11 protein-coding genes are annotated in these 17628 nt (G+C 51.2%); 1 reads left to right on the forward strand and 10 read right to left on the reverse strand.

The window, feature by feature from the left end; translation table 11 throughout:
* Nucleotides 1–12: 12 nt before the first annotated feature.
* The 10 genes from ACFSUS_RS19660 to ACFSUS_RS19705 form a co-directional block, all read right to left on the reverse strand.
* Nucleotides 13–1173 carry a methionine aminotransferase gene (locus ACFSUS_RS19660; RefSeq protein ID WP_381525446.1) on the reverse strand — a complete coding sequence of 387 codons (1161 nt, stop codon included), beginning with the start codon at nucleotides 1171–1173 and terminating at the stop codon, nucleotides 13–15.
* Nucleotides 1174–1208: 35 nt separating this feature from the next.
* Complete coding sequence (locus tag ACFSUS_RS19665; RefSeq protein WP_381525447.1) at nucleotides 1209–1481, reverse strand: hypothetical protein; 273 nt, start codon at nucleotides 1479–1481, stop codon at nucleotides 1209–1211.
* 12 nt (nucleotides 1482–1493) lie between these two features.
* Nucleotides 1494–2459, reverse strand: a complete 966-nt coding sequence (locus ACFSUS_RS19670) for a DUF1684 domain-containing protein (RefSeq protein WP_381525448.1) — start codon at nucleotides 2457–2459, stop codon at nucleotides 1494–1496.
* A gap of 61 nt (nucleotides 2460–2520) precedes the next feature.
* Nucleotides 2521–3729: a sterol desaturase family protein gene (locus tag ACFSUS_RS19675; RefSeq protein WP_381525449.1), complete on the reverse strand. Its 1209-nt coding sequence runs from the start codon at nucleotides 3727–3729 to the stop codon at nucleotides 2521–2523.
* Nucleotides 3730–3741: 12 nt separating this feature from the next.
* Nucleotides 3742–4560 (reverse strand): phytanoyl-CoA dioxygenase family protein, encoded by an 819-nt coding sequence (locus tag ACFSUS_RS19680; protein ID WP_381525450.1) that lies wholly within the window; start codon nucleotides 4558–4560, stop codon nucleotides 3742–3744.
* 10 nt (nucleotides 4561–4570) lie between these two features.
* The gene (locus ACFSUS_RS19685; RefSeq protein WP_381525451.1) at nucleotides 4571–7249 is read right to left on the reverse strand and encodes a M14 family zinc carboxypeptidase; all 2679 of its coding nucleotides are present in this window, start codon (nucleotides 7247–7249) and stop codon (nucleotides 4571–4573) included.
* A gap of 99 nt (nucleotides 7250–7348) precedes the next feature.
* A complete protein-coding gene (locus tag ACFSUS_RS19690; RefSeq protein WP_381525452.1) occupies nucleotides 7349–8374 on the reverse strand; it encodes an LLM class flavin-dependent oxidoreductase in 1026 nt (341 codons plus the stop codon).
* A gap of 16 nt (nucleotides 8375–8390) precedes the next feature.
* Nucleotides 8391–9392 (reverse strand): ATP-grasp domain-containing protein, encoded by a 1002-nt coding sequence (locus ACFSUS_RS19695; RefSeq protein ID WP_381525453.1) that lies wholly within the window; start codon nucleotides 9390–9392, stop codon nucleotides 8391–8393.
* 141 nt (nucleotides 9393–9533) lie between these two features.
* Nucleotides 9534–10862, reverse strand: coding sequence for a RagB/SusD family nutrient uptake outer membrane protein (locus ACFSUS_RS19700; RefSeq protein WP_381525454.1), 1329 nt, complete (start codon nucleotides 10860–10862; stop codon nucleotides 9534–9536).
* 11 nt (nucleotides 10863–10873) lie between these two features.
* Nucleotides 10874–13891, reverse strand: a complete 3018-nt coding sequence (locus ACFSUS_RS19705; protein WP_381525455.1) for a SusC/RagA family TonB-linked outer membrane protein — start codon at nucleotides 13889–13891, stop codon at nucleotides 10874–10876.
* Nucleotides 13892–14392: 501 nt separating this feature from the next.
* Here ACFSUS_RS19705 and ACFSUS_RS19710 point away from each other — a divergent pair.
* Nucleotides 14393–17623 carry a SusC/RagA family TonB-linked outer membrane protein gene (locus ACFSUS_RS19710; protein ID WP_381525512.1) on the forward strand — a complete coding sequence of 1077 codons (3231 nt, stop codon included), beginning with the start codon at nucleotides 14393–14395 and terminating at the stop codon, nucleotides 17621–17623.
* Nucleotides 17624–17628 lie beyond the last annotated feature (5 nt).

The raw sequence follows: 17628 nt of genomic DNA on the forward strand, positions 1-17628 counted from the left end.
AATTCAGTTAGCTCAAAGCTGACTCAACCGCTCGGCGGCCTCCTCCAACACGGCATCCTCTTTGGCAAAGCAGAACCGTAAGATTTTGTAATCGTTCTTTTGATTATAAAACACCGAAACAGGAATAGACGCTACGCCGATCTCGCGCGTTAATCGCACCGCCAGATCATAATCCGGCTCGTCGGTGATGGTGGCATAGGATACCGTTTGAAAGAAGCTTCCCTCCGCCGGTTTGAACTGAAAACGAGACTGTGCTAACCCGGCTAAAAACAAATCGCGCTTGCGTTGGTAAAAATCAGGCAACTGAGTGTAATGATCAGGCTGTTGTAAATAATCAGCCAGCGCATACTGAATCGGTGTGACGGTACTAAACGTCAGGTATTGGTGGATTTTCCGAAACTCAACAGTAAGATCGGCGGGGGCCAGGCAATAACCAACTTTCCAACCGGTGATGTGATACGTCTTGCCAAACGACCCAACTACAAACGTCCGTTCACGCAGTTCGGGATGCGTCATCAGCGAATGGTGCGTCCGGCCATCGAACAGAATGTATTCGTAGACCTCATCGCTCACGATCCAGATGTCTTTGTCCCGCACTAAACCAGCCAGTTGGGATAAATCGTCGGTAGTCCAGACACGGCCTGTAGGGTTGTGGGGCGTATTGACCAGAATCAATCGTGTCTTATCCGTAATCTTCTCACTTACAGCTTGCCAATCGACACTATAATCTGGGGGCGTCAGCGTGACATAAACGGGAATACCGCCGTTCAGTTCAATGGCTGGTACGTAACTGTCATAAGCCGGTTCAAACACCAGCACTTCATCGCCGGGGCGCACGACGGCCGTCACGGCGGCAAAAATAGCCTCCGTCGCGCCCGAGGTAATAGTTATTTCTGTTTCGGAATCATAGCCTACATTGTAGTGAGCCAGCGTCTTCTGGGCCAGTGCTTCGCGCAGGGCCGGAACGCCCGCCATGGGTGCGTACTGGTTAGCCCCTTTTCGCATATAACGATCAACCAGCGACACTAACTCGGGTGAGCAGTCGAAACCAGGAAATCCCTGCGACAGATTGATAGCGCCGGTGTCGGCCGCCAGCTTCGACATTACGGTGAAGATGGTTGTGCCAACATTGGGCAGTTTAGATACGAGGCTGGTTCCTAAAGTCGTGTTCATTAGTGAGCTGATTTTCGCAAAAATAGGTAATCAACTTAGTTCGGAAACAGTTCGCCCAACGATACCTTGTCCAGGTACGGCTCTAGCTCATCGGTGTTCGCCAGCGCCCGAACGAGCGTGACTTCATACCGACGCTGGCAAACCCACATCTCTACGAAAAATGAATTTACCGCATACAGATGCAGCCAGAAACCGGGCAATCGCCGGGCTTCAAGCAGCTTTCCCCGTTGCCAAACCGTCGTCAACTGGTCTTGGTAAGGCAAAGCGATAAAATGAGCCAGACTTCTGGCTTCCCATTCTCCTTGCATAAACAGTATACATTAGTGATCACCGTAGCGTTTTTCTCCGGCCGTTATGGCCACTGCCAACTTGTTTTGCTTCGGCGGCAAGGGGCATGTAGCGTAGGGCGTAAAGGCACAGGGTGGGTTGATGGCCTGGTTAAAATCAAGAACTGTTGTGCCACTACCATCCAGCGAATCAGCGGGTTTGTCGGCGTATAGGAATCGGCCCGACCCATACGTATCATGCGCATTCGTTGCGTCGCCGAACAAGATAAACAGCTTACTGCCTTCGCCCACGGCGTCTAGCCGATATGTTTTGCCCTGTAGATCAAATACAAGCGTACCGGCCAATGGCTGCTGGCTGGTTTGTCCGAGCACGTCCAGAATTGGAATTGTTTTGGGTTGAGTCGGTTTTTCCAAATGAGCTTTTACCCGCCAGGTTTCATTCACTGGGTATCGTTCGATGCCATGAAACTCTTTCAAAAACGGGCTGTCCAGGTCACGTAGCCGAATGCCATACTTTTCACCCCGTTTGATGACGAACCAACGTAACGAGCCGTGCGACAGTACCGTCGGTTTGCTATTGGCCGAGAAGATGACAACCGGGTCACTAACCGGTTTGCCGTCGATCGTGACGGTAGCCCCCCCTTTAGGTGCAAAGCGCACGTCGCCGTTTTGCAGGTACAGTAAGCCCAGATCAGCCGGAGCATTGGCAACAGGAAATGCAATGTCGAAATCAGATCCGCGTCCGAGTGAGTTTTTCCCTTCTTTAAGCCAAAACAAACCGGCTAGATTCAGCCATCCGTTTTCACTTTTCAGTGAGGTAACCCGGTTCTGATGCCAGGCTTCCAGTTGCGCTTTGTAATTAGGTTCATCGGGAACCGGTCGGAAGCTTACAAGTACGGTTAGCATCAATAGGCCAAAACCAGATATATAAACTGTGGACTGCTTTACCCAACCTGCTTTTTTTTCAAATAGACATGATGTTTGAGATAGAGTATTCATGATGGTATGTGTTCGTGAAGATTTAAACATAATATGCACAGATTAAAAGGCGTCTGTTTTATCAGGCTCCGTACACCAACCGAAAATAGCGTTTCCGGATGAGCGAAAAGTACGCCCAAAGCGACAGGCCACCTATATAGGCCAGTATGATCAGCATGGGGTCGCCCAGGGCAACGTACAGACCAAGCCAAAGCACACTTACCCGGCCGATCTCCAGATACAAAACCCACTGCCGTTGCTCCAGCAAAGCCCCACAGTTCACCAGCGTCAACAGAATGAACAGCGCCGTCAGAGCCTGCAGCGAACCGGACACATATTGTTCAAACAACAGGAAACCAAACAGAATCAGCAGGACACCGATTATCTGCCCAACCACGTATCCGCGAAATTGCCGACTCGTGGCATGAACTGCCGAACGTAACAGAAACTGTTTTTCCAGCCCTTCCCGAATGGTTGGGTCAACGGCGTCCGGACGGCCAAACAGCACCGCCAATTTGTTTCTCAAACCAGTAGTCCGACGGACGGCTACAAACAGTTCGAGCACATAATGAAAATGCTGCCATAAAAAACTGTAGCTATCCAGGGGCTTAGTGAGCCCGTAGGCTGGCTCCTCCTGCTCTTCGGCAAACGTACCGAACAGTTTGTCCCAGATGATGAGCACATCGCCATAGTTTTTATCGAGATACTGCGGATTGCTGGCGTGGTGCACCCGATGATGCGAGGGCGTCACCAGGACGTATTCCAGCCAGCCCAACTTACCAACGGTCCGCGTATGGATAAAAAACGGGTACAAACCATGAATCAGCAAAACGGTCGTAATCATCTCGGCCGGAAAGCCAATTACTGGCAGAATCGACCAGAATCCTGTTCTGACAAAAGCCTGAAACACCGTAATGCGGGCCGAAACCGTATAGTTGAAATCTTCGCTTTGATGATGCACTATATGCACCGCCCAAAACAGGTTGATTTCGTGCGCCAGCCGATGGTACCAGTACCAGATGAAATCCGTGGTGATGAACAAGCCAAGCCAACCCCAGGCATTCGCTTTGATGTCCAACAAGGCATAGTGCCGATGCAAGTAATCATAGACGAAATAGAAGGCCCCCACCGTAAACGTGTCCAGCAATCGCTCGGCAATACCGACGTTCAGGTTGGCAATTGAATTGTTGAACCGAAAATACTTTTTCTTTTGCCAGTGCGCCACGAGGTATTCCAGCCCCATAAAGAACAGAAACAGCGGAATCGCAAAAGCCAGCCAGTTGAGGTGCATACCGTAGCGGGTTTATCGGATGATTTTATGAGCCAGGTGATGATAAAACGGCGTCTTACTAGACGCGTTCTTGGGCTGGTAATCACCCGTAACAATCGGTATATACATTACCCGCCGACGGCTTTGTGCGCCAAAAAAAGGCGACTGCTCCACCCGGTGCCAGAGACTTCCGTTGTGGATGGTCAGATCGCCCGCTTCAATGTCGAAGCCAACTTCGCGGGGGTCGGGGCGATGGTCGATAAATTGCCTCTTCCGGAACAGAGTCAGCAGAGTTGACTGCTTGTGCGTACCCGGCAGCACCCGCAGCCCCCCGTTGGTCATTGGGCAGTCGTCCAGGTGCAGCCCAACGTTAAGCATCGGCCGGATGCGGTGACCCAGAAACAGGTCGCGCGGGCTGTCGGTATGCCAGCCCATACGGGAGAAATTGCTCTCTGGCGTCCGAACGTAGTGGTTCACGACCAGTCCGTCCTTTTCTTCTTCGCCAATGCGTCCGTCGAACGGTTGGAGCAGACTCGTAAGCGCTTGGAGACGATTGTCTTGTAAAAACTCATTCAGCACAGGACTAAATAGCGAGGTAAATGCGAACCGCTGCACAATCAACTGACCATTTTCGTCGCGTCCGTATTTAATCGGTGTCCCGTTGATTTTGTCAACCTTTTCGGCAATCCACGCGGTTTCAATCCGCTGTAGCTCCTGCAGAAACAGCTGAACCGTATTGGAATCAACGAAGCGTTTGAGGTGAATAAATCCGTTTTTGTTAAAGAAAGCCGTTTGTTCGGCCGTCAGCCGTTGAATTAGCGGAGCAATTATCTGATCTCTACTTGGTGTCATAAGCGTACGATTAATTCTCTTCATTCGTCAACTGGCTTGCCGGAACCGACAGATGTTGACCAAAAAGAAGCGCATTCAGGAAAAGTTTAGATGTACCGTGCCAATAGCTTCGGAAGTTTGGATCGTCGGCAAACAGCACCACGCGCCCGGCCCCTTCCGGACTGACGACTACCGCAGCTGAATTACCAATCTTTTTCAGGTTTTCTTTCGAGACAAAGCCACTGACGTGAGGGTTGGCAGCATACTTAACGACCGTTCCATAAGGGCTGCTACTGGGCTTCAGGAAGGTTGTGCCGTTGCGGAACACGAAGATTTTCCGGTCAGTAAAGCCAAAGCCTATCGGATTCGTGATGTCCAGATCGGCGGTGTAGATAGAACCCGCTACTGCACGAGGGCCTTCTTTCGATGAGATATTGACGAAATCAACGCGGTCAGTTGGACGGTTTGTTACGGCTGCTTTACCCGTGTCTGCTTTCGCCATATTGGCGGGAATAATCAGGTTTTCCTTCACCAACCCTTGTTTGACGGCCCACTCGGATGCGTTTTTGGTGGTGATCAACGTACCCCCATCCTCAATCCAGCTTTTCAGCTTGCCGACTACTCCCTTGTCCAACGATGCGTATTGGCCACCTACCAGGACTACCGTGTTGTAGCGGTTCCAGTTGGCGCGACCAGCGTTACTGATCTCAATTTTGGTAAGTGGTAGTTTTAGGTGTTCGCTCAGCAGAAACCACACCTCACCCACTTCCGAGGGGTTAATGCCCTGGCCGACGAGAATAGCCGCTTCGGGCTTTTTTAATGACCGAATGTTGTTGCTACCAAGGTCGATACCGCTGGCACTAAAACCCGTTGATACGCCCGTGAAGGTTACACCCGCCTGCCGACTAACGCTACTGACGAGCTTATACAGTGAATCGGCGCTAAGGGTCTGATTAGCAACCGGTATAACAATGGAACCGTAGCCAAAATCGCGGTTGATTTCCTCCCGCGATGGACCCAGACTCTGCGGTCCGGACCCTGTACGGCTGGTGCCATCTACCCGGAAAGGCTTCAGAGCAACTTTTGTCTGTACACCCGCCTGTTGCAAAGCTCCCAGCGCCTTCGACGCATGATAATCAGCCCAGTTTAAGACATAGGCGTAGTTCGACTGTCCATTAATAACATTGCCCGCCAGCGGTTTAACTGTCGTGATTGGGGTACCTTTTATGAGGTTAGCATCTTTCAGCTTAGCATAGGGCAGTCCATACCCATGCACCAGCGACCAGCCCGTTACGTCGTAGAAAACGCTGTCGTGGAACGCCGTTACTTCTTCAAAAATGGAATGAACAAGGCGGTAGTGCGGCTGAGACGTTGGTACCACATAGGCCTTACCAGGACTAAAGTTCTTAGCGTCGAGCGTTACCCGCTGGGGCAATTCATACACCTGAATCTGGTGTTGCAGCAGCGTTTCCAGAAAGCGGTTGGTTAGGTTTTCGTCGGTTGCGCTACCAAATACATACCCCTTTGTAGGAAACTTCTGAGCGTCGGTCAGGGCCGAGGCAAAGAAATCGCGCTGGTGCTTCAGATACACTTCCTTTTCTTCCACAGCTCCCTTCACAGCCGCCAGCCCAGTAGAGACGTGGTTGCGAATGGTGAACGGGAACGTAACAACGCCGTTGGTACCCTCCTGCGCCAGCCCCCGTGAACTGCCTACTTCAAACGTAACGCCAACGCCCCCCGTGAAGTCAGGGTACGTAGAGCCGTAAATGGGTGAGAGGTTATCGAACTGCTCCTTGGTCCAGTAAAATGTGCCCAGGTTATCCAGCGCTTTGGCGAAATACTTGGCCAGCTTCACGTTCAGCACCTCATACGTGGCGCGGGGAATCAGGTCGTTTTCGGTGCTGTAGGGTTTCGACGGCTCGAAGTAGTACGTACTGTTGGTACCCATCTCGTGAAAGTCAATCATCACGTTCGGCAGCCAGTCATGGTGGAATTTCATCCGGTTGCGGCTCTCCACATGAGCCAGCGGAAGCCAGTCGCGGTTGAGGTCATTGAGGTAGTGATTGAACCGTCCACCGGGCCAGAGTTCATTGTGTTCCCGATCGAGCGGGTCGGCCACGGGCGGAAACGATTTGTGCTGATTGAACCACTGCGTAGCCCGATCGCGACCATCGGGATTTTCGGCAGGATCGAGTGAAACCACAGCTTCGTTTAGCCACCGACTGGTTTCGGCGTCGGTTGATGCCGTCAGGTAATAGGCCGTTAGCATAGCGGCTTCGCTGCTTGAGCTCTCATTACCATGAACGGTGTAGCCTAGATGCACAATCACTGGCAGTTTGCCGTAGTTCGGTGCCGACGATTTAGGGTCTGCCAACTGCAAATGCTCCTTGCGAATCTGCTCCAGATTCTTCTGGTTCGCGGCAGACGTAAAGAAAGCGATCACCTGTGGCCGTTCTTCGTAGGTTTTTCCGATAGTAATCAGGCTCACTTTGTCCGATACACGATCAAGCTCCTTTAGATAAGCCACAATCTGGTCGTAGCGGGTGTAATGCGACCCAACCGGATAGCCCAGAAATTGCTCTGGCGTTGGAATACTGGTGTCAAATGTGCTCTTGTACCCCGAGAAGTAATAGCTGTTCTGGGCCTGTATTGGGTATCCAAAAGCTATAAGTAATATAGTCGATAGAATTTGTAGATATTTAATGGACATGATAGTAAAAAGTTAATGGTAATTACCGTTTTATAGTCATTTTACCTTACTGCTGAAGCTACACATTGGGCTTCAGCAGTAAGGATTAGATGTCAGAAATTAAGCGATAACGCGAATCACCGCTTCGGAGAAGCGCTCCATTTCTTCAAGTTGCGGGCTACACTGCAACAGCAGGAAATCGACGCCCACCGCTTCAAAAGCCGCTACCCGCTCAGCTACCTGGTCGGGTGTACCCGCTAAGCCAGAACGTAGTCCACGATTTGACACCGAATAATCTTCCAGCGACACCTGCTTCTCCAACTGCGTGCCGGCCAGCCACTGCTGATAATTTTTGTAGCCAGCCGCGGAGTTGTTCACATCCGTAATCCGGGCAATTTCTTTCTTTACCTCCTGCTCCGTGTTGCGAACAATAGAGTAGGCAGCTACCCCGAACTTCATGGGGGGCAAACCGAACCGCTCACGCCGTTCGCGCAGGTCGTTGATGCGCCGACCGATGGCTTCCGGGTCATCACCGTGCATCACATAACCATCGCATTTTTCAGCGATCAGGTTTTTGGCGGCATCCGATTCGCCCCCGGCGTAGATAAACGGACGGGGTTGCGAAATCGGCTTAGGCTGCAGAATCGTATCATCGACCCGGTAGTATTTGCCCTCGAACGAGAAATGGTCCCGCTTCCAGAGATTATCCACCACATGCAGCCACTCAGCCGTGCGGGCGTAGCGGTCGTCATGCTGTTCGAAATGAACACCGTATTTGCGGGCTTCATCCTGCCACCAGGACGACACTACGTTGAGCGTCAGACGCCCCCCACTGATGTGGTCGATGTTTGCCGCTTGCTTAGCCAGCAGGGCCGGAGAATGAAACGTAGGACGAACAGCTACCATCAGCTCAATCCGCTCAGTAACAGCCGCTAGTGCAGCCGCCGTTGACCAGGCATCGAGCGACGGCGCGTCTTCCCCTTTAATGTCGTTCAGATTCAACTCCGCAATCAGCGTCAGGTCGTAGCCCAGGTCTTCACTACGCTGCGCTAGTTTTTTAACGTAATTCCAATCGGCCCGCATATTCTCGTCCTCGACGTTACGGAGCCAGCCCCCAAATACGGGCAGCCAATAGCCAAATTTCATAGTGTATGGGTTAAACCTATAAGGTTTCCAAAACCGGCCGGCGTTCCGGATTATAGGTTTGATTCTGTTCCAACTGTGTTTCCAGATAATCCACGAAACGGGCGTAGGGATCGAAACCCACTACGTTTACGGCATCGGCCACGAAGTTCGACAGGGCATTGATGTCATAGTACAATACGTCGCCGTTGCGCTCATCGATTAAGTATTCAATACCGCCCACGTCGATCTGGGCGGCCTTTACAATCCGCTCTACATCGGCGATGATCGCAGCCGGGGGTGTATACGCTTCAACCTGGATGCCTTTCTTTGGCGCTTCGGTCAGGCAAAAGTCAGCTTCTGGCTGTTCAGGAATGGCGCAGATTTCGGCTGGGCACAGGTTGAAGCTTTCACCGGTGGTAAACACTTTCATGGCGTACAGAAACTTACCACCCAGCGTTTCAACGCGCACGATATGGCCCCCACTGGGTTTCACGTACTCCTGAACGAGTGCGGTATAGTCGATTCCTAAGTCAATCTGATCGGTCTCGATGGCCAATTGCAACCCTTCGGGCGTATCGAACCGAATAATACCAGCACCGGCCCCGCCGATGTTCACCTTAACTACCAACGGGAATTGCAATTGAGCCGCTGCCGACTGAATTTCTGACACGTGGTTGACCACCCGCGATTTAGGATAGCTCAATCCAAGCGACGACAGCAGCGCCAGCTGGCGGGCCTTGTTGGTTTCGATACTGGTCGCCACAGTTCCATTGATGACCTGCACACCGATACGCTCTAAATGGGTCAAATAACCGGCGGTATGGAAAATACCCTGCACATGGCCGCGTAGATAGGCCGACGAACTCATTCGGTTCACGACCAGCGCATACGGACTCTCTGTTTCTGACGGATCATACTGGTGATGAGCCGCGTCGATTTTTTCGTAAGGCAGCCCACGGCGGTCCAGCTCGGCGAATAGCGGCTTAAACCAGTCCGGGTGCTCGTAATAAATGCCAATTGGCTTTTGTGTATCAAACATACCTAGTTATTCTCTTTTGTCATGCTGACCGGTACGCCGGAGCGTAAGGAAGCATCTTCTAGTGAAACATTTCTTGCAGCTGACGGAGATGCTTCCTTACGCTCCGGCGTACCGGTCAGCATGACAAAAATAAGCTTAGATTCAATACCCTGGATTTTGTTCAAGGTCTGAATCGGCGGCAATGTCGTTAAATGGGATTGGGAATAGCCATTTTCGCTGATCAGTCACGCCCAGTACTTCTCCCACCCGGCCCGTTCGGACCAGGTCGAACCAACGGTCGGCTTCAAACGCGAATTCGACACGCCGTTCGTTTTCAACAGCGCGCAACAGCTCGGTAGGCGTTGCGGCCGTTGATGCCGCTACACCAGCCCGGGTCCGCACGGCATTAAGATCAGCCAGAGCATCGGCAAGCTTACCCTGCTGCGCCCGCGCTTCCGCCCGGATCAGATACAGTTCAGCTACCCGAATGACATAATATGGATCATCGCGCTGAGCCGCCCGGTTATACAGGTTTCCGTACACAAAATCCGTACCACCCGATTTTACGGTAGCGATCAGGGCGTTTCGACTCCCGCCCACATCGGCCCGGTTGACGAGCGTTATGAAATCAGGCGTTGGCTGAAGCGTGTACTGCCCGCCCAACGCACTCGGGTACCAGTTATTCCAGTGGCTATTGGCATCGGCAATGCTGTACGTCAGTTCAAATATTGATTCGCTACTCAAAAACGGAGCTGTGAAAAAGGTACGATAGGGCGTAACGAGGCTATAGTTTTTATTCGTCAATACCTGCGTGGCAAAGCTTTCGGCATCGGCCCACTGCTGGCGGTACAGATGCAGCCGCGCCCGCAACGCCCGAGCCGTACTCTTAACCGCCCGGTTTCGCGTCGTGCCGTCGGGCAGCAGCGATTCAGCCTGGGTTAAATCAGCCAATACCTGATCGTAGGTCTGGGCTTGTGTACTCCGCTTCACCCCTTTGCCATCGGCCACCGACCGGGTTGGTTTCAGCACGAGTGGCACACCACCCCAGGCCCGGCCGAGGTCAAAGTAGTTCAGCGCCCTGATAAAGTAAGCCTCACCCAGAAGCTGATTTTTTTCAGCCGTCGTCAGTAATGGATCGGTTATATCCGGCAAGGCGGCAATAACGTTGTTGACCGAATTAATGGCCTGATAAATCTGCGTCCATGTCTCCGTAATAATCACGTTATCAGCGCTGAGGGCATTCTGATCTACCTGTAAGAACTGGTTTAACGTACCGTTGAAACGAACATTGTCACCGGGTAGGTAACCCAAAACCGGGTAGTTCAGCTGATAATAGTTCTGAACATTACTGTAAGCTCCCAGCAAAGCCGCCCGCGCGCTACCCGCGTCGGTGATGGCTCCGTTGTCGGGTAACTGCTGAAAAGGTTTCACCTCCAGCGTGTTGCAGGAAGCCGCCACTAGAAGTATCAGTATATATCGAATTGCTTTCATGAAGATCAGTTTTAAAGGCCCAAAGTCAAACCCGCCTGAAAGGTGCGCGGCTGCGGAACGGTTGCCCAATCGAAGTTTTTAGTATTAGCTACGTTGCTCTGTGAATTAACCTCCGGATCAAGTCCGGAATAAGGCGTAATGGTCAGTAAGTTGGTGGCCTGCACATATACCCGAAGTGAGTTCAGCCGAACCCGCGACAACAACTGGCGTGGCAGGGTGTAGCCCAGTGACAGCGAACGCACACGCAGGAACGAGCCATCTTCGAGGTAGCGATCGCTCAGGTTCTGCACAACCCCGCCGTAGTTGTTGCTGTTCGGATTGGTCGTTAAGCGGGGCACGCTGGTTTGGTCGCCTGTTTTCTGCCAGCGGTCGAGCTGCTCGGGAAAATAGCCGATGTTCCGTTGCGTGCCGCCATGTACCATAAAAAAGCGGTTCATATTCATGATCTTTGCGCCCTTCTCGAAGTATAGGTTCAGCCCCAGGTCGAAACCTCTGTAGGAAACGGTGTTGCTGAACCCGCCGAAGAATTTCGGCCAGGCATTGCCCACCAACTGCCGGTCGGCTACGGTGATGGCGCCGTCTTTATTGACGTCCTGGTATTCGGCGTCACCAGTTTCGGGGTTTACGCGCGTCTGGTGATACAGCCAGAACGAATAAAGCGGAGCCCCTTCTTCAAGCCGAAAAATATCGCGGGAGCCAGTCGTGATGGGAGCGGCTAGTTTCTCGATCCGGTTGATGTTGCGGGAGATGTTAAAACTACTCGACCATTTAAAATCAGGCCGGTTAAACCAGTCGGCGGTAATGAGCACTTCAAAACCCCGGTTGCTGACAGCCCCAAAATTCTGCACGACCGACGAATACCCCAGCTTGCGCGGTACAGGCACATTTAACAGCAGACCCGACGTGTACTTGTCGTAATAGTTGAGATCCAGAAAAAGTCGTTTTTTCAGCAGGGCTATATCTACCCCGATGTTCCACTGCCGGGTCGTTTCCCAGCTCAGATCGGGGTTAGCCAGCTGCAGCGGGGCCGTACCGGGTAAGTCGAGGTAGTTGGCTCCCCCCTGCCACAGGCCCAGCGACGCAAAATCGCTGATACCGGCCTGATTGCCAGTCAGCCCAATACTGGCCCGAAGTTTTAACTCGTCGAACACGTTTAATGCTCGTACAAACGACTCTTCGGAAAGCCGCCATCCCGCGCCTACCGATGGAAAATAGCCCCACCGTTTTGATACGCCAAAACGTGACGAAGCATCGGCCCGTAGACTCGCATCGAGCGAGTACCGATCACGGAGGTTGTAGGTTGCTTTCCCAAAGAAAGACACCAGCCCGGCCTGCGATTTACTCGATGAACCAGTCTGCGTGGCCGATGAAGCTATGGTTTGGAGGTCGTTGCTGGGAAACTGCTGCCCGCTCAAACTCGTCCGCTGGAAGGTATTCTGCTGAATGGTATTGCCCACCAGCACCTGTACCGAATGGACATCGGCAAACGTCCGGCGGAAAGTCAGCGTTTGCTCGTTGAGCAACGTAATATCGCGGGACAGAAACGACGTTGCAGTGCCCCGTGGCTGACCAGCCAGCAACAGCGTATTATTGTAATTGTTCTCATACATGTCGTTGAAGTCAATGCTCCAACTGCTGCGCAGGGTTAGCGAGGGCGAAAAATTGTACTCGCCGAACACGTTGCTGATGATTCGCGTCCCAACTGCGTCGTTATTGAGGTTGTCAATTAGCGCCAAGTGGTTATCAAAGTTGCCGTATTTGGCATACGACCCATCCGCGTTGAAAACGGGCAGGTTTGAGCGTGGGTACAGCGCAGAATTGATCACGCCACCGGGGTTGTTGTCGTTACTGCTGACGTTCCGATGCGTTCGGGCCAGAGCCGTACTCGTCCCAATTTTCAACTTGTCATTAACCGCGTTATCCAGATTGATACGCAGGCTAAACCGGTCGAAGTTGGTTGGCCGGACAATGGATTCCTGTTTAAAATACCCCCCTCCGATATAGAACTGCGTTTTGTCGCTTCCCCCGGTGGCCGAAAGCTCGTAGTTCGTCGTGCGGGCGGTCCGAAACAGATCGCTAATGCGGTCGTAGGTCGGTTGTTCGGCGGGCAGGCCCAGACCTCCGCTCGCTATGGATCGGTAGGGAACATTGGCCGGGTTACCCCCATCGTTGATGAAGCGCTCATTTTCTAACAGAGCCAGTTCCGGCCCGGTAGCTACTTTATAGGTTTTGGCCGCTTTCGACAAGCCCTGATACGTATCAAACGTAATGCGGGTTTTGCTACCGGCTTTGCCCCGTTTGGTGGTAATGATCACCACCCCGTTTGCTCCGCGAGAGCCATAAATGGCCGTCGCATTGGCATCTTTCAGGATCTCAATACGGTCAATGTCAGCCGGATTTAAGTCAGCCAGCGGATTAGAGGGTACCTGATTACCCAATCCCGTAGCCACCAGGTTTGTATTGTTAATAAATACACCGTCGACCACGTAGAGCGGGTCGTTGCTGGCGTTGACCGAATTGGTACCACGTACCCGGATAAAAATTCCTCCGCCCGGCACGCCCGAATTAGCCTGTACCTGAACGCCGGTGGTACGCCCCTGCAACAATTGATCAGGACTAGCCACCGGCAGATCTTTAATGTCAGTGCCTCTCACCGACGAGATCGCGCTGGTCAGTGTCTTGCGGCTCTGCTCGGTATAGCCCGTCACAACCACTTCGGACAGTTGTTTTACATCAGGCTGTAACACAATGCTGAGGTTTGGCTGAGTCGCCTTTACCTCCTGCGTAACGTAGCCAATGGCGCTAACGACGAGTACACCGCCTGTTGAAGGTATGGCAAGTGAGAAACGGCCATTCGCATCAGTTGATGTGCCCTGATTCGTACCTTTCAGGGCAACCGTTACGCCGGGCAGTCCATTACCTGTCTCAGCTTCATTTACAGCACCCGTTATTACAGAACCTTGCGAAAAGCTAAGTATACTCACGCATACGTGGCTGATTATTAACAAGATGGTAGTTATTTTCCTCATAATATATCTACTATACGGATTAAGTATAGTAATTAAGTAAAAAGAAGATTTTTTTGCGTGCCTCAAAAAATAGCAGGATTTGATTTGGTCTTCGTCAGTAGAAACGAGACCCGAAGTTGGGCGACGCGGTAAGCGTGTTTTAACAAAAACCAACGGGCCGTTTGAGAAAGCTTAAGGCAATTAACAACAGCACATCATCGTCATTGAGGGCTTGACGCTATGCAGAGAAGAAACATTTACGTGGGACGAAGCCACTAGAAGCGATACAGATTTCATGATATGACGAGGTAGAATGGAGTACTCGTTCAGGTTGATGGGCAAAGGTGAATAGCGTTTTTATAATTTCCAAATTTTTTAACACCAGACAATCAGTACTAGGGTAAATACTAGGATAACATATCTTTTAAGTATTATTACTGAGTTAAGATTAATTTGTCTTATTTAAATACGATCCTATCAATAAACCGTTACAGCCTAATGAAACAAAGTATACAAGACCACATGCGTGTGGTGAAGATTCTGCTCTGGGCAGTTTTCCTGATTTCCAATATCGCTCAGGCGCAAGACCGCCGGGTGACGGGTAAGGTTATTTCTGGTAAAGACCAGCAGGCCATTCCGGGCGTGAATATTCTGGTTAAGGGTACTCAACAAGGAACGACATCAGATGCCAATGGTAACTTTTCGGTAAACGTATTGCCTAATGCTACCTTAGTTTTTAGTGCTATTGGGTTTGAAGGGCAGGAAGTAATGATAGGTAACCAGTCGCAGCTGAATGTTACCTTACGCGAGACAGAGCAAAACCTCAATGAGGTAGTTGTTACGGCATTAGGTATCAAGAAGGAAGCAAAACGTTTGGGCTATGCAACAGCCATTGTTAACCCCGAACAAGTTACAACGAACCGAACTGTTAACTTCATTAACGCGCTTCAGGGTAAAATTGCCGGGGTAAATATTTCCAGTCTTGGCACCGGAGCCGCTGGTTCGAGCAAAATTCGTATTCGCGGTCAGTCGTCCTTTTCGGGACAGAACAGCCCACTCATTGTCATTAATGGCGTTCCGGTTGACAATACAAACTTCGGGCAAAATAATGGCAACACGGGGGGCGACAACTCAATCGCTAACCGGGGTGCCAACTACTCCGATGGTGGTGACGGGCTCTCGTCTATCAACCCCGACGATATTGAAGGCATGACAGTATTGAAAGGAGGCACGGCTGCGGCACTTTACGGCTCGCGCGCTAAAGACGGAGCTATTCTCATCACAACCAAGACCAAAGGCACTGGTCAGGGTATCGGCGTGGTGTATAATACTAACTTCACCACAGACCATCCTTTAGACTTCACCGACTTCCAATACGAGTACGGCCAGGGAGAATACGGTGTACGACCGACGGCTCCTAACCCAACATCAGGTGTATGGAGCTTTGGCGAAAAGTTTCAGCCTGGAATGACGCAGGTACTCTTTGGTGGCCTTACAGTGCCTTATCAGCCAGTACGTAACCGGATCAACACATTCTACCGTGACGGTTCAACCTGGACAAACTCGATTGCGGTTTCGTCTGGCACAGAAAAGGGCGGGTTTAATCTGTCGTTATCGAATCTGGACAACAAGGGCATCACTCGCAACAACAGCTACAACCGAAAAACCATCAACCTCGGTTTTAGCTACAATCTTTCCCCTAGATTGACCGTCACGGGTACTATCAATTACTCGAACGAGTACAACAAAAACCCTCCCCAAATCGCTCAGCAGGATAATAGTACACCAACGGTAATCTATACCATGTCTAATTCAATGCCTTTAGATGTGTTGGAAGCGAATCAGATTAATCCGGCTACTGGTAATGAATTTGTCTGGTCGCGGTTCATGAACCGAACCAACCCCTATTTCACGTTGAATTACAAGTTTGAGAACATCCGTCGCGACCGTCTGTTCGGCAATATTTCAGCTCGTTACAACCTAACCGATTGGTTGTACATCCAGGGTCGCGTTGGTCAGGACTACTGGTCTCGGGATCAGGATTATAATTTTCCAACGGGACAGGCGTCATTAGCCCCAGCGCCAGCAGGTTTTGTCAACGGAAACTACGTGCAGGAGGCCCGCCGGTTCCGCGAGATTAACGCTGACTTCCTCTTGGGAGCAAACCATAAGTTTGGTGATTTCGGAATCGATTTCACGGCAGGAGGTAACCAGCTCTACCGGCGAAGTGATCTGAACAGCGTTCTGGCTACGGATTTTATTGTCCGTGGGCTCTACGTACCACAGAATGGCCGCGTTAAAGACCCCCTCTACGGCCTTAGCGAACGCAAAGTCAATTCGCTATATGGTGCCTTAGAATTGTCATACAAGGACTTTCTGTTCCTCAACGCAACAACGCGTAACGACTGGTTTTCGACCCTGGCCCCCGCGAATCGCAGCATTCTGTACCCATCCATTACCGGTAGCTTCGTTTTTTCACAAGCGTTTAACAGCCTACCGAGTTGGGTAAATTTCGGTAAACTTCGGGCAGCCTATGCCGAAGTAGGTAGCGACGGCGATGTGGCTCCGTATTCCAATAACCTCTTCTACGCTGTCAACGCTAACCTGTTCCCGAACCCAGCGGGATTAGGGCAACCGCTAGGATACATCACGTCCAACACCATTCCAAGCGCAACGTTAAAGCCCAGCCGGGTAGCAGAAACCGAATTAGGGTTGGAGTTGAAGCTATTTAACAGTCGCGTTGGGTTAGACCTGGCGGTGTATAGCAAAGTCACGAGCGATCAGATTGTAGCCGCGCAGTCATCCGATGCATCAGGGTACACAAGCACCCTGATCAACAGTGGCCAGAGCCGTAATCAGGGCATTGAAGTGCTGCTCAATCTTGCCCCTATTCGCACCAAAAATTTCTCTTGGGATGTAACCCTCAACGGATCGTATAATAAAACGAAGCTGCTCCGACTCCTCACCGACGACGATGGCACACCTGCTAAAGACTATAATAAGGACGAGCGGGCTGAGCAAATCGTTGTTGGTAATGGAATTTACGTGGGCGAACTCCGCCAGGTTGTAGGTCAGGAATTAGGTCAGCTGTACACCTATGGCTATCTGCGCGACGCCCAGGGACGTATAATTCATGGCAGTGATGGTATTCCTAACCGTACCTCTGCTCCTATCTCGTTTGGTTCAGCGCTGCCCAAATATGTCGGTGGCATTACCAATTCGTTCAATTATAAAGGCATCAACTTGTCATTTCTGATTGACTTCAAGCTAGGCGGTAAGATGATCTCCGGAACCAACCTGAACGCGTTCCGACATGGTCTGCAGAAAGAAACGTTAGTAGGTCGCGGAGTTTTATACGCAACCAATGCCGATGGTTCTAGAGGTAGAGAACTCATTGTGGGATCGGGGGTTAACGATAAGGGAGAAGTTAATGCCGTTCCAGCAGCATTACAAGATTATTATTCTGTAGGACGCTCGAAGAGCCTTGGTGAGCAAGTTGTTTACGACGCTGGTTTCTGGAAGCTCCGGCAAATCAGCCTTGGCTATGACTTCACTCAATTCTTACCCAAAACATTGTTTATCAAAGGCATACGCTTAAACGCTGTGACAAACAACGTAGCGGTTCTAAAGAAATGGGTGCCTAACATCGACCCAGAGCAGTTTGGCTTTAGCTCCGATAACTTGGTCGGTTTAGAGTCAACCGGCTTACCCATCACCCGCAGCATTGGCTTTAACCTAAACGTTCGATTTTAACCTTA

This window comes from Spirosoma soli (assembly GCF_042684525.1).
GTDB classification, from domain to species: domain Bacteria; phylum Bacteroidota; class Bacteroidia; order Cytophagales; family Spirosomataceae; genus Spirosoma; species Spirosoma soli.